The following is a 12,877-nucleotide window of genomic DNA, read 5'->3' as shown; positions in this document are numbered from 1 at the left end:
TTCCGGCCCACCGGTGTTACCCCGCCAGCCAGAACAGCTGCGCCACGCTGAGCCTTGGCTGCAAGGCCCGGTTGATGGCACCGGCCAGAAGAGCCGAGCCGTGGGCGATCACGCTGTCCAGCGCCCGGGGCGTGACCACAAGATCTGCTCCTTCGTCCGAATCCATCAAGGTGGGGATGCCCGCCGCGATCACCGGCACGCCCAGCGCTGCCGCGTCCAGATGCTTTGCATGATCCGCCTGCGCCGGGTACAGCCCGGTGTCGGAGAACTGCACGCTGCGGCCCAGCCGCGCACCCTCGGCACTGCAAAGGCTGTCCACGCAGATCAGGGCCGCCGGCCGCACCGCTTCCACCATGGCCCCGGCCAGCTGGCGCAGAGTCAGCCCGGTGGAGGCCGACACCCCCGGCGCAATGGCGGCCACCGGCCGGATGCCTTTTACCGGCAGCGTGTGCTGCGGCCCCATGGTGACTAAAATCTTCTGCGCCGTGCGCGGGCCGAGGGCATCCGCCGTGACACGCCGGTTCCCGATGCCCAGCACCAACACCGGCCCTTCCGGCGGCAGCAGGGCGCGCAGTTCTGCCGCACAGGTCTCGATCACCGCAGCGTCCCGCTCATCCAGCACGCTGACGCTGGGCATTTCCAGCGTGACATACCGTCCGCGGGGCTTCGCCAGCCCTTCGCGCGCGATCTCCACCCGCGTTATTGTGACCCCGCCGCGCTTTGCTGTGGCAAGCCTTACCCCGGCAGGCAGCGCCCCCTGTGCCGCGCCAAACATCTCGTCTGCCATATCGGTAAAACGCATTTTTCTGCTCCTCCTGCCTGTTTCGGGGCCAAATGCCCCCTCTGCACGCAGAAAGTATGGAAAAAATAAAACTTTTCTAAACAAAAATCAAAAAAACGCTTGCGCTGGTACGCGAAATATGGTATCATAGGGTGCGCTGTTATAGGTAGCCAAGGAGGTGGAACGAATGCCTAACATCAAATCTCAGAAGGACCGCGTCGTGCAGGCTGCTGCAGAGCAGGCTCACAACAAGGCCATTAAGACCAACCTGAAAACAGTCGTCAAGAAGGCAGACGCTGCCATCGATGCGAATGCCGCTGACAAGGACGCAACCGTCCTGGCTGCTGTTTCCGCGATCGACAAGGCTCGCGCTAAGGGTGTCATCAAAAAGAACACCGCCAGCCGCAAGATCAGCCGTATGGCAAAGCGTGCTAACAAGAACGCTTGATCGCTTTCTGATTGACGAACAAAACCTCTGTACCGGGTTCCCGGCACAGGGGTTTTTGTTTTGCCCGCTTTTCAGAGCACGGCAGCAGGCCGCTCAAAATCGCACAGGGTGGCAAAATCGAACCCCGGTGCCTGCTCCAGAAGCTGCTCCGGCGGCAGGCCGTCGGGCGGCTCGGCCAGCAGCGCCCACGCAGCCCATGCCGTGGGCACCGCCGCCGCAAGGGCCAGCCCCGGCAGCGCCAGTGCCGGGCATGTATGGAACGCACTGCCCGGCGGCAGGGCTGCCACCGCGCACAAGGCCTGTGCAGCCCAAAGCTCCCACAAAAGGGTCGTCCAGCGGTGCTTCATCCGCATCACCTCCCGTTTTGCACAGTTTACCGCAGTGCGGTGGAAAAACAGGGCGAAGGGTGGCGGACAAAGTGACAATGTTCTGGTGTATTTCTTCTTCAGTTCTGGTCGTGACTTTTGCCCACCCAGCTGCACACCACGCCGCACACAAGGCTGGTGGTAACACCGGCCGCAGCGGCGGTCAGCCCGCCGGTGAGGATGCCCACAGCGCCTTCTTCCTGCAGCGCAGTGCGCACGCCCTTTGCCAGCAGATGGCCGAAGCCCAGCAGGGGAACCGTGGCCCCGCACCCGGCAAACTCGGCCAGCGGGGCATACCACCCAATGGCCGAAAGCACCACGCCCGCCACCACATATCCGGTCAGGATGCGGGCCGGGGTCAGGCCGGTCAGGTCGATGAGCAGCTGTCCCGCCACGCAGATGGCCCCGCCCACACAGAAAGCCCAGAAATAGTTCATCTTACTTCTCCTTTTCCGGCGCACGCAGCTCCACCAGATGCGCCACCGCCGGGATGGTCTCCTTCTGCAAAAAGGTGGTCTGGCTCATCAGGGCCCCGGTGGCTGTGAACAGCACCCGCTTCTGGCTGCCCCGGCGCAGGCGCGGCAGGATGTGCCCGCACAGCACCGCCGCGCAGCAGCCCGGGCCGGAGCCGCCGCTCTTTACGCTCTGCTCGTTTGCATCGAACAGGATGCACCCGCAGTCCACATGGTTTTTGATCAGCAAGCCTTCTGCGGCCAGCAGCTCCCGCAGCAGCTGACTGCCCACCTGCCCAAGGTCGCCGGTATAGATGCAGTCGAACTCCTGCGGTTCGGTGCCGGTATCCTTAAAATAGTGCAGCAGGGTGGAAGCCGCTGCCGGGGCCATGGCAGCCCCCATATTGTTGATGTCCTTTACCTGATAATCCTGCACACGGCCAAAGGTGGCAGCGGCAATGCCAACGCCTTCGCCCTGCGGCTGCAAAAGGCAGCATCCGGCAGCGGTGGCAGTCCACTGGGCCGTGGGCGTGCGCACCGCGCCGTAGCTCAGCGGCGTGCGGAACTGCCGCTCTGCCGCGCAGAAGTGGCTGGAAGCCATGGCCAGCAGATTGCGCGCAGCACCGCCCTCGCACAGAGCAGCGCCCAGCGCAAGGCCCTCGGCCATGGTGCTGCAGGCCCCGAACAGCCCGGCAAAGGGCACGCCCAGCTCCCGCATGGCATAGCTGGATGCCGTGCACTGGGCCTGCAGATCCCCGGCGAGGGCCAGCTGCACCTTTTCCTGCGGAAGCGCCGCCTTTTGCAGGCACAGCCGCGCAGCGCGCAGCTGCAGATATTTTTCCGCAGCTTCCCAGCTGGACTGGCCAAAGCGGTTGTCTGCGCTCAGCTCGTCGAACTCTGCCGCCAGCGGGCCTTCGCTCTCTTTTTTGCCGCCCACCGCTGCACCCGCAGCGATCACCGGCAGTGTCTGGAACAGCAGGGTATCCCCGCACCGGACCGTCATAGGCAAAATTTCTCCTTCGTGGAAAATAGATGAAAAACGTTCCATAAAATGTTGTATAATAACATCATGCTGCAATCTTATGGCACACTTGCCCGTGTTTATGACAGCACAGGCACACCCGCCATGCCCAGCACCCACAGCACCGCGCCGTACACCACCGCCGCCAGCGTGCCGTACACGATCACCGGCCCGGCAATGGTGAACATCTTGGCCCCGGTACCCAGCACCCGGCCCTCGGCCTTGAACTCGATGGCCGCGCTGACCACCGCATTGGCAAAGCCTGTGATGGGCACCAGCGACCCGGCCCCGGCCTTTGCGGCCAGCTTCTGGTACCAGCCCAGCGTGGTAAGCACCGCTGAGAGCACGATCAGGCTGCAGCTGGTCAGGGTGCCGGCAAGGTCGGCTTCCACGCCCATGGCAAGATAGCTCTGGCGCAGCACTTCGCCCAGCAGGCAGATGCCGCCGCCCACGCCAAAAGCCCACAGGCAGTCCAGCCCCAAAGGCGAGTGCGGCCCGATGCGCCGCACCCGGCGCGCATATTCCTGTGCTGTCATTTTCATATTGTTTCCCCTCCGGGCATAGCTTGCCCATAGGAAGCAAACTCTATGCACATCCACCGGAAAGAAGGTATTCCAGATGAATCCGTCTGTCCATCCTCATCACCGCCGCCATCTGCGGCCCGCCGTGCGGCGCGTGCTCACCGTTACCGTCGTGGCCTGCATTGCCGTGGGCGGGGCCTCGTTCGTGCTGCACAGCCGTTCCGCTGTGCCTGCCGCCTCGGCAACTTCCACGTCCAGCGCCTCGGCAGCATCAGAGGCAGAAAGCAGTCTGCTGACCGCCCGGCAGGCGCAGGCCATTCTGGATGATCCCCGCATGGTGCTGGTGAACCACACGAACAAAATGCCGGACGATCATACCTTTACCACCAAGGCGTGCGGCTCGGCCACCGCTGTGAACAAGACCCTGCAGACCGAAGCCGCCGATGCGTTCCTCGCCATGCAGGCCGCCGCCGCAAAGGACGGCGTGACCATCTGGATGCAGAGCGGCTACCGCAGCGTGGACTACCAGAAGAACCTCTACGACCAAAAGACCCAGTATTTCCGCAATAAGGGCCTGAGCGAAGCCGAAGCGAAAAAGCAGGCGGCAAATATCGTGAACCCGCCGGGCTACTCGGAGCACAACTGCGGCCTTGCTGCCGACCTGAACAGCCCGGAGCACACCGACCTGACCGAGGGCTTTGAAAACACCGAGGCCTTCCGCTGGCTGAGCGCCCATGCCGTGGAATACGGCTTCATCCTGCGGTACCCCAAAAACGCAGAAGCCGTTACCGAGATCACCTACGAGCCGTGGCACTGGCGCTATGTGGGGCCGGAAAATGCGGCCCTGATCCAGCAGAGCGGCCTGTGCTTTGAGGATGCCGTTGCCGTGCTGCAGAAGCTTGCTGCAGGGGAGAAGATCACCGGTTAAAAATCCGTAAAACCGAGGGGCTTTTCGTTGCATTTTGCACACAGTTATGGTAAGATAACAATAGTCTGCCCTGATGCAGGACCGCTTTGGGCAGCTGCAAAAATGTTTTGAACAAAAGAAGGAATATTTTATGATAAATCGCACAAAAATCTTTACAATTGCTCTCACCGGCGCGCTGGCTGCTGTCGCTCTTACCGGCTGCGGCGGTTCCGCCAGCTCTTCGGCCGCTCCCTCCTCCGTTTCCACCACTGCTGCGGAATCTCCCGCTTCCAGCGCCGCCGCATCCGCTGTTGTGGACAATGCTGCCGAGAACGGCTCTGATGCACTGGACGGTGTTTTCAATGCTCTGCTGGAAGCCGACCCCATCTCCAACCAGTTCGAGATCGCAGCCATGAACATTGAGTACGATTTCGGCCTGCAGGCAGATGATGTGGTAAGCTACAAGGGCGTGAAGAGCAACGACAACGGCGATGCCGGTCTGGTGCTGGTGCTCGAAGCTGCCGACGGCAAGGCCGAGGACGTAGCCAACCAGCTGGCTTCCTACCAGCAGGATCAGGTGGCCTTCTACGGCAACTACGCCGAGTTTGCTCAGGCGCAGGATAACGTGGAGAACGCTGTCATCGCCTTCAAGGGCAACACCATTGTCATGGTGATCGCATCCAACGAGTGCACTGCCGATCTGGACAGCGCCGTGGACAGCGCACTGGCAGACTGAATCTGGATCCACCCAAGGCCGGTGCCATTTGCGGCATCGGCTTTTTTCGGCTAAAAGGAGGCTGACGCTTTGGTTTTCAGCACCATCATCTTTCTGTTCCGGTTTCTGCCCATCACGCTGGCGCTGTATTACCTTGCGCCCGCAAAGCTCAAGAACACCGTGCTGTTCCTCTGCAGTCTGGTGTTCTACTGCTGGGGCGAGGTACGGTTTTTCCCGGTCATGGTGGCCCTCATCCTCATCAACTACATCAGCGGCCTGTGCATCGAGCACTTCGACCAAAAGCCGGCCCTGCGCAGGACATTTCTGCTGGTGGCCCTCATTGGCAGCCTTGGGATGCTGTTCTACTTCAAATACGCAAACTTTGTGCTGCGCAGCGCAAACGCCCTGCTGGGCACCGCCTTTGCCGAGATCCAGGGCATTGGCACTCTGCCGCTGGGCATCAGCTTTTACACCTTCCAGACCCTTTCCTACTCCATCGATGTTTACCGCCGGGATGTAAAGGCAGAGCGTAATATCATCGACTTTGGTGCCTATGTGGTCATGTTCCCTCAGCTGATTGCCGGCCCCATCGTGAAATACCGCGATGTCTCGAACCAGCTGCACGTATACCGGCACCGCTACAGCCTGCAGCAGATCGAAGAGGGCATGACCCTGTTCACCTTTGGCCTTGCCAAAAAGGTGCTGCTGGCGGATGCCATCGGTGCTTTGTGGACAGACATCATCGGCGTTGCGAACAGCCCTTCCACCACCTTTGTGGGCCTTGCCAATGCATCCACCCCGCTGGTGTGGCTGGGCATCATCGCCTACAGCCTGCAGCTCTACTTTGACTTTTCCGGCTACTCCATGATGGGCATTGGCATGGGCAAGATGCTGGGCTTCGACTTCCCCGCAAACTTCAACTACCCTTATATCTCCGCATCCATCACCGAGTTCTGGCGGCGCTGGCACATGACCCTTTCCGGCTGGTTCCGGGAGTATGTGTATATCCCTCTCGGCGGCAACCGCAAGGGCCTGAAGCGCCAGATCTTCAACCTGTTCGTGGTGGAGCTGCTCACCGGCATCTGGCACGGCGCGAACTGGAACTTTATCTGCTGGGGCCTGTACTACTTTGTGCTGCTGGCTGTAGAAAAGCTGTTCCTACTGCCCCACCTGCAAAAGGGCAGAGTGTGGCCCCACATCTACACCCTGTTCCTCGTTGTGGTGGGCTGGGCCATGTTCGTGGGCAACGATACGGGCGTAAGCTTCGGTCTGCTGTTCCACAAGCTGTTCGTTCCTTCCGGCGGTGTTTCGCCGCTGTACTTCCTGCGCAACTACGGTGTGCTGCTGGTGGTCAGCATCCTCTGCTGCACCCCGTTCATTGAGAAGATTTGGAACCTGCTCAAAAAGAATGCCGTCACCCGCTGTGCCGCCATTCTGGCGCTGCTGGTGGTCTCCACCGCCTATGTGGTGGGCAGCACCAACAGCCCGTTCCTCTATTTCAACTTTTAAGGAGGCGTGAAGATGGACAAGCATTCCAAAAAATCTTCCTCGCTCCTGCACTACCCGGTGCTGGTGGTGTTCAGCCTGTTCTTTATTGGTCTGTTCGCACTGGACCTTATTACACCGGACCGCGCCTACAGCGAGATGGAAAACACCACCCTTTCCCAGCGCCCGGCGCTGACCCAGCTTTCCGCCAAGGGGCTGAACAGCTACTTTACCGCCTACACAAAGTACGTGAAGGATCAGGTGTTCGGCCGCGATGAGTGGATCAGCCTGCAGAGCGTAGTGGAGACCACCCTGCTGCAGAAGGAGCAGAACGGCGGCATCCTGCTGGGCAAAGAGCACATGATGTTCCCCCGCACCTTCGGCCTGCTGGACAGCGAGAACCGCACCCTGCCCAAGAACACCGCCGCCGTGGAAGCACTGTGCCAGCGCCACCCGGGTAAGGTGGATGTGCTGCTGGCCCCGGCAGCATCGGTCATTTACCCGGAAAACGTGCCTGCAAACGCGCCGTTGCTGGATGAGGATGCCTATCTCGACCAGCTTTCCGCCGCCGTACAGGCCGCCGGAGGGCGCTTTGTGGATGTGCGGCAGACCCTTGCCGAGCACAAGGACGAATATATCTACTACCGCACCGACCATCACTGGACGAGCCTTGGCGCATACTACGCCTACCAGCAGCTGTGCGGTACGCTGAGCCTGACCCCCTTCGACCCCGCCGCGCACACGGCTCTGACCGCCGAAAATTTCTACGGCACCCACTACTCCAAGGCACGCACATGGAATGCCGTGCCGGATACTATCACCTACTACGACCTGCCGAACAGCCTGACCATCTATAATGTCACCGCTGCAGGTCAGCCCGCAGACGGCCAGACCACCGGCCTGTACGACACGGACAAGCTGAACGTGTACGATAAGTACGCCATGTTCCTGCATGGCAACAACGGCCTGAGCCGCATTGAGGGCGACGGCATCGGGCGCATTCTGGTGATCAAGGACAGCTACGCCAACTGCTTTGCACCGTATCTGACGGCAAACTACGCCCAGATCGATGTGGTGGACTTCCGCAACTACAACTACGGTCTGGATCAGCTGATCGCGGATAACGATTATGACCAGATCCTTGTGCTCTACAGTTTTGACAGCTTCAAGAGCGACCCGTACCTCTACCGTGCCGGTGTGGCCGGGTAAACATGGCAGCGCCTTTTCCGCAAAGGAAAGGGCGCTGTTGTTTTATGTCAAATTATTGCAGTCTTTTTTCACAAATTTTTCTAGTTCTTTTCGGAAGTCTCTCCAGTTTTTGCGCACTCTGCCCATTCACCCCTTGCAAAAAATCAACGGGTGTTGTACAATGGCGATATAGAGCAGTTGTTCTTCATCGATGGTTCGATCTGGTGTGAACAGTGCATAGAATGTGCTGATACGATCTTTGATTCAAAGGAGTGTTATTATGGAAAACAAGATCATGATGCCTGCTTCCTACAACGTTCTTTCCTGCGAAGAGATGACCTACACCGAGGGCGGTGCTACCTTTACGGAAGCTCTGCTGAACTGGATTCCGCCCATTGGCTGGTACATGGGTGTTACCGCCATGCGCAACTACCGCAAGAGCCACCCCAACGACTGGCTGGATACCGGTCTGGATGCTCTGAGCCGCGATATGGATTCCAGTGCGCAGAACATGCTGCGTGATCTGGGACGCATCGTCTGGGTCACCGCGACCAGCGCTACCGGCGTTGGTTTTCTGGTCAATGCTGCCATCGTCCTGCTCTGACCCTGCTCATAAGATCCGTCCGGAGAGACCAAAGACCCCTTTACCCGCGGCCTTTTCCGCCAGAGAGGGCCGCGGGCTTTTCATCAAGCAGAAATAAGAAATCGGCTGCCTGAGCACTGTATACCGTCTGAACGGTCTTTTGCCTGCAGAGAACAGCACTGCTTTCCTTTTCCTGCAAGCAACTACTCGCGTCATGCGGCGGCGCGCCCTGCTTTATGAGAACGATCTCCAAGCGCATATCCCGGTTTATTTTTGGGTTTTAAACAGTGCGATCTTGCACTGTCTGGATAGCTTTGATTCAAAGGAGTGTTATTATGGAAAACAAAATCATGATGCCTGCTTCCTACAACGTTCTGTCCTGCGAAGAAATGACCTACACCGAAGGCGGTGCTACCGTCGGTCAGGCTGTCGCTGCATGGCTGTGGCCCGGCTACGCTACGGTTATCGGCATCAACACCTGCCGTGAAGCACGCAAGAAGGATCACGACAACTGGGCATCCAACGTCTGGAGCGATATCAAAGCCGACTGCAAGGGCAATGTGACCAACACCTTCTACCATGCCGGCATGATCTTCTGGAATGCTGCATCGACCATCAGCAGCTTTGGCCTTTCTGCCGTTATGTCTCTGGGCATCATCTACTTCTAATTTTCAGGAGTACACCAAAGGGCTTTTTGCGGCGGCTCTTCAACGGAAGAGCCGCCGCTTTTTTTATCAAACCTAAAAAAGGAGTTTTGCTTTATGACGAACGCCATTACTTATCCTGCTGCATACAATGTTTTGTCCTGCGAAGAAATGACCTACACCGAGGGCGGCGTAGGTGTTGTGGAAGCCGCCATGGCATGGTTCCCGCTGTACGGCTGGTACAAGGCTGTTTCTGCCATCCACGATTACCGCAAGGCAAATATCAACTCCAACTGGGTGGAAAACGGCATGAACGCTCTGGTTGCCCATGCTGAAAAAAGCCCCACGAACACCATCCATGACATCGGCTGCAGCTTCTGGTTCATTGGTTCCTGCGCAACCATCATCGGCCTTGTGCCCAACGCCCTGTTGATCTTCGGCAACTAAGTCCCGGTCTCTGTTCTGAAAAAGCAAAAGCGGCGGCACCTCCCGTTTGGGAAGTGCCGCCGCTTTTTATGTCATGCGGTTTTCAGTCTCAGTTGTTGAACATGTCCTTCAGCTTTTTGAAGAAGCCCTTGCGCTTTTCGTAGTTTTCTTCTTTCAGGGTGCCCTCGAACTTCTTCAGGGCCTCCCGCTGGGTCTTGTTCAGCTTCTTGGGGATCTCCACCTCGCACTTGACGTACATATCACCGCGGCCGCGGCCATTCAGGTACTGGATGCCCTTGCCGCGCAGGCGGAAGGTGGTGCCGCTCTGGGTGCCCTCGGGCACGGTGTACTCCACCTTGCCGTCAATGGAGGGCACCTGCACGGTGTCGCCCAGCACGGCCTGACTGTAAGTGATGGGCACGGTGACCCACACATCGTAGCCGTCGCGCTGGAACACCTCGCTGGGGCGCACCGTAACCATGACGATCACATCACCGGAAGGACCGCCGTTTGCACCGGCATCGCCCATGCCGCGCAGTGCAAAGCTCTGGTCGTCGTCGATGCCCATGGGGATGGACACCTCCAGCGTCTTTTTAGCAGCCACCTTGCCGCTGCCATGGCAGACCTTGCAGGGATTCTTGACCAGCTTGCCCTTGCCGCCACAGCGGGAGCAGGGCTGCTGGGTCTGCATCACACCAAAGGGGGTGCGCTGCTGACGGATCACGAAGCCGCGGCCGCCGCAGTCCGGGCAGGTCTCGGGGCTGGAACCGGCGGCACAGCCGCTGCCGTGGCACTCGGTGCACTCCTGCTGGCGGGTGATGGTGATGTTCTTCTTGCAGCCGTGCACGGCCTCGTCAAAGCTCAGGGTGATGCGCACGCGGATATCCTGACCCTTGCGCGGTGCGTTGGGGTTCGCCCGACGGGACGAGCCGCCAAAGCCGCCGAAGCCGCCGCCAAAGATATCGCCGAAAATGTCGCCCAGATCCACGCCGTCGCCGCCAAAACCGCCAAAGCCGCCCGCACCGGGGCCGCCGCCGTTCTGTGCTGCATAGGCAGGGTCAACACCTGCAAAGCCGTACTGGTCGTACAGCTGGCGCTTCTTCGGGTCCGAAAGCACCTCGTTTGCTTCGTTTACTTCCTTGAACTTTTCCTCGGCGTCCTTATCGCCGGGGTTATAGTCCGGGTGGTATTTCATTGCAAGCTTGCGGTATGCCTTTTTGATCTCGGCATCGGTCGCAGTCTTAGATACCCCCAGCACTTCGTAGTAATCACGCTTTTCCTGTGCCATATCCACTCACCTCTCCGGGAACGTTTGATCCGGGAAACGCCCCGGTTGGTTCCTCGCTCTATAACCAGCAAGAGCCGCTCCGGCAAAACCGGAGCGGCTTTTGCTATTCCACGCGTGCGTCCGCCGGTTTGGCCGGGCACACACTGCTGTGTTTTTTATCAGACTTCCTTGAAGTCGGCATCCACAACGCCGTCATCACCCGGCTTCTGCTGGTTGTTTGCACCTGCGTCGGGGCCGGGCTGTGCACCGGCGGCCTGCTGTGCGGCAGCGGCTGCCTGATACATCTTCTCGAACACCTGGCTCAGAGCTTCCTGCTTTGCCTTGATGTCGTCCACGTTGCCGGACTGAACAGCGGTCTTCAGGTCGGCCAGCTTGCTCTCGGCCTCGCTCTTCACGTCGGCGGGCAGCTTGTCGCCGTTCTCCTTCAGCATCTTCTCAGTCTGGAACACCATCTGGTCGGCACCGTTGCGGATATCGACCTCTTCACGCTTCTTCTTATCGTCGGCAGCAAACTGCTCAGCTTCCTTCACAGCCTTGTCGATGTCCTCCTTGGACATGTTGGTGGAAGCGGTAATGGTGATGTTCTGCTCCTTGCCGGTGCCCAGATCCTTTGCGCTGACCTTCACGATGCCGTTTGCATCGATATCGAAGGTAACTTCGATCTGAGGCACACCACGGGGAGCCGGAGCGATGCCGTCCAGATGGAAGACACCCAGGCTCTTGTTGTCGCGTGCGAACTCACGCTCGCCCTGCAGAACGTTGACCTCAACAGAGGGCTGGTTGTCTGCAGCGGTGGAGAACACCTGACTCTTGTGGGTGGGGATGGTGGTATTGCGGTCGATGATCTTGGTGCACACGCCGCCCAGAGTCTCAATGCCCAGGCTCAGCGGGGTGACATCCAGCAGCAGCAGGCCCTTGACATCGCCCTGCAGCACGCCGCCCTGAATGGCAGCACCCACGGCCACGCACTCATCGGGGTTGATGCCCTTGAAGGGCTCGCAGTTCAGTTCCTTCTTGACTGCATCGTAGACAGCGGGGATACGGGTGGAACCACCGACCATCAGGACCTTCTTCAGGTCAGAGGGACGCAGGCCTGCATCCTGCAGAGCCTTGCGGACGGGGCCCATGGTGCGATCGACCAGATCAGCGGTCAGCTCGTTGAACTTTGCGCGGGTCAGGGTCATATCCAAGTGCTTGGGGCCGGTAGCATCAGCAGTGATGAAGGGCAGGTTGATCTGGCTGCTCATTGCGCTGGACAGTTCGATCTTTGCCTTCTCGGCAGCTTCCTTCAAACGCTGCGCAGCCATCTTGTCCTTGCGCAGGTCGATGCCGTTCTCGGTCTGGAAGGCATCTGCCATCCAGTTGATGATGCGCTCATCGAAGTCATCGCCGCCCAGATGGGTATCACCGTTGGTGGCCAGAACCTCGGTAACGCCGTCGCCCATCTCGATGATGGACACATCGAAGGTGCCGCCGCCCAGATCGTAGACCATGATCTTCTGGTCTTCTTCCTTATCGATGCCATATGCCAGAGAAGCGGCAGTAGGCTCGTTGATGATACGCTTGACGTTCAGGCCTGCAATGGTGCCTGCGTCCTTGGTAGCCTGACGCTGGCTGTCGTTGAAGTATGCAGGAACGGTAATGACAGCCTCGGTAACAGGCTCGCCCAGATAAGCCTCGGCATCAGCCTTCAGCTTCTGCAGGATCATAGCGCTGACCTGCTGGGGAGTGTACTCCTTGCCGTTCAGGGTCACCTTGTGATCGGTGCCCATGAAGCGCTTGATGGAAGCAACGGTGTTCTCGGGGTTGGTGATGGCCTGACGCTTTGCCACCTGACCCACCAGACGGTCGCCGGTCTTGGTGAAGCCCACCACAGACGGGGTGGTGCGTGCACCCTCAGAGTTTGCGATAACAACGGGCTCGCCGCCCTCCATGACAGCCACGCAGCTGTTGGTAGTACCAAGGTCGATACCAATGATCTTACTCATAATGAAAACTCCTCTCGAAAGAACAAATCGTATTGTTTATGTGATGCTCAAATGTTTGTAAGCGG

15 protein-coding genes are annotated in these 12,877 nt (G+C 59.2%); 8 read left to right on the top strand and 7 right to left on the bottom strand.

What is annotated here, in order from left to right:
* Positions 1-16: 16 nt before the first annotated feature.
* Positions 17-802, bottom strand: a complete 786-nt coding sequence (gpr, locus tag GKG36_RS10230; RefSeq protein ID WP_005943552.1) for a GPR endopeptidase — start codon at positions 800-802, stop codon at positions 17-19.
* 166 nt (positions 803-968) lie between these two features.
* Here gpr and rpsT point away from each other — a divergent pair, with 166 nt between their 5' ends.
* Complete coding sequence (gene rpsT / locus GKG36_RS10225; protein WP_005943554.1) at positions 969-1,229, top strand: 30S ribosomal protein S20; 261 nt, start codon at positions 969-971, stop codon at positions 1,227-1,229.
* Positions 1,230-1,300: 71 nt separating this feature from the next.
* Here rpsT and GKG36_RS10220 read toward each other — a convergent pair whose 3' ends face one another.
* From GKG36_RS10220 to GKG36_RS10205, 4 genes are all read right to left on the bottom strand, one after another.
* Entirely contained in the window at positions 1,301-1,576 is a 276-nt protein-coding gene (locus tag GKG36_RS10220) for a peptidoglycan synthetase (protein WP_243139054.1), read from the bottom strand.
* Positions 1,577-1,674: 98 nt separating this feature from the next.
* Complete coding sequence (locus GKG36_RS10215) at positions 1,675-2,031, bottom strand: SpoVA/SpoVAEb family sporulation membrane protein (RefSeq protein WP_005943559.1); 357 nt, start codon at positions 2,029-2,031, stop codon at positions 1,675-1,677.
* 1 nt (position 2,032) lies between these two features.
* Positions 2,033-3,049, bottom strand: a complete 1,017-nt coding sequence (locus GKG36_RS10210; RefSeq protein WP_044953883.1) for a stage V sporulation protein AD — start codon at positions 3,047-3,049, stop codon at positions 2,033-2,035.
* Between the two features lie 98 nt (positions 3,050-3,147).
* On the bottom strand, positions 3,148-3,609 hold the full coding sequence (locus GKG36_RS10205) for a SpoVA/SpoVAEb family sporulation membrane protein (RefSeq protein ID WP_097774624.1): 462 nt from the start codon (positions 3,607-3,609) through the stop codon (positions 3,148-3,150).
* 76 nt (positions 3,610-3,685) lie between these two features.
* Between GKG36_RS10205 and GKG36_RS10200 the strand changes: the two genes are divergently transcribed.
* The 7 genes from GKG36_RS10200 to GKG36_RS10170 all read left to right on the top strand — a co-directional run bounded on the left by GKG36_RS10200 (position 3,686) and on the right by GKG36_RS10170 (position 9,557).
* Positions 3,686-4,516, top strand: a complete 831-nt coding sequence (locus tag GKG36_RS10200) for a M15 family metallopeptidase (RefSeq protein ID WP_120020013.1) — start codon at positions 3,686-3,688, stop codon at positions 4,514-4,516.
* Positions 4,517-4,646: 130 nt separating this feature from the next.
* The gene (locus GKG36_RS10195) at positions 4,647-5,231 is read left to right on the top strand and encodes a DUF4358 domain-containing protein (RefSeq protein ID WP_173012952.1); all 585 of its coding nucleotides are present in this window, start codon (positions 4,647-4,649) and stop codon (positions 5,229-5,231) included.
* Between the two features lie 69 nt (positions 5,232-5,300).
* Complete coding sequence (locus GKG36_RS10190; RefSeq protein ID WP_154260545.1) at positions 5,301-6,719, top strand: MBOAT family O-acyltransferase; 1,419 nt, start codon at positions 5,301-5,303, stop codon at positions 6,717-6,719.
* Positions 6,720-6,731: 12 nt separating this feature from the next.
* A complete protein-coding gene (locus GKG36_RS10185; protein ID WP_154260544.1) occupies positions 6,732-7,904 on the top strand; it encodes a DHHW family protein in 1,173 nt (390 codons plus the stop codon).
* A gap of 259 nt (positions 7,905-8,163) precedes the next feature.
* Positions 8,164-8,487 (top strand): hypothetical protein, encoded by a 324-nt coding sequence (locus GKG36_RS10180; RefSeq protein ID WP_005943572.1) that lies wholly within the window; start codon positions 8,164-8,166, stop codon positions 8,485-8,487.
* 314 nt (positions 8,488-8,801) lie between these two features.
* Positions 8,802-9,134, top strand: coding sequence for a hypothetical protein (locus GKG36_RS10175; protein ID WP_097781182.1), 333 nt, complete (start codon positions 8,802-8,804; stop codon positions 9,132-9,134).
* 93 nt (positions 9,135-9,227) lie between these two features.
* Positions 9,228-9,557, top strand: coding sequence for a hypothetical protein (locus GKG36_RS10170; protein ID WP_005943576.1), 330 nt, complete (start codon positions 9,228-9,230; stop codon positions 9,555-9,557).
* An 88-nt stretch (positions 9,558-9,645) separates the two neighbouring features.
* On the opposite strand, the gene dnaJ is transcribed toward GKG36_RS10170, so the two are convergent.
* On the bottom strand, positions 9,646-10,824 hold the full coding sequence (dnaJ, locus tag GKG36_RS10165; RefSeq protein WP_005943577.1) for a molecular chaperone DnaJ: 1,179 nt from the start codon (positions 10,822-10,824) through the stop codon (positions 9,646-9,648).
* A 158-nt stretch (positions 10,825-10,982) separates the two neighbouring features.
* Positions 10,983-12,812 carry a molecular chaperone DnaK gene (dnaK, locus tag GKG36_RS10160; RefSeq protein ID WP_005943578.1) on the bottom strand — a complete coding sequence of 610 codons (1,830 nt, stop codon included), beginning with the start codon at positions 12,810-12,812 and terminating at the stop codon, positions 10,983-10,985.
* Positions 12,813-12,877 lie beyond the last annotated feature (65 nt).

Source organism: Faecalibacterium sp. BIOML-A1, assembly GCF_009679715.1.
Taxonomy (GTDB): Bacteria; Bacillota; Clostridia; order Oscillospirales; family Ruminococcaceae; genus Faecalibacterium; species Faecalibacterium taiwanense.
This window is presented reverse-complemented; position numbering and strand designations above follow the sequence as displayed.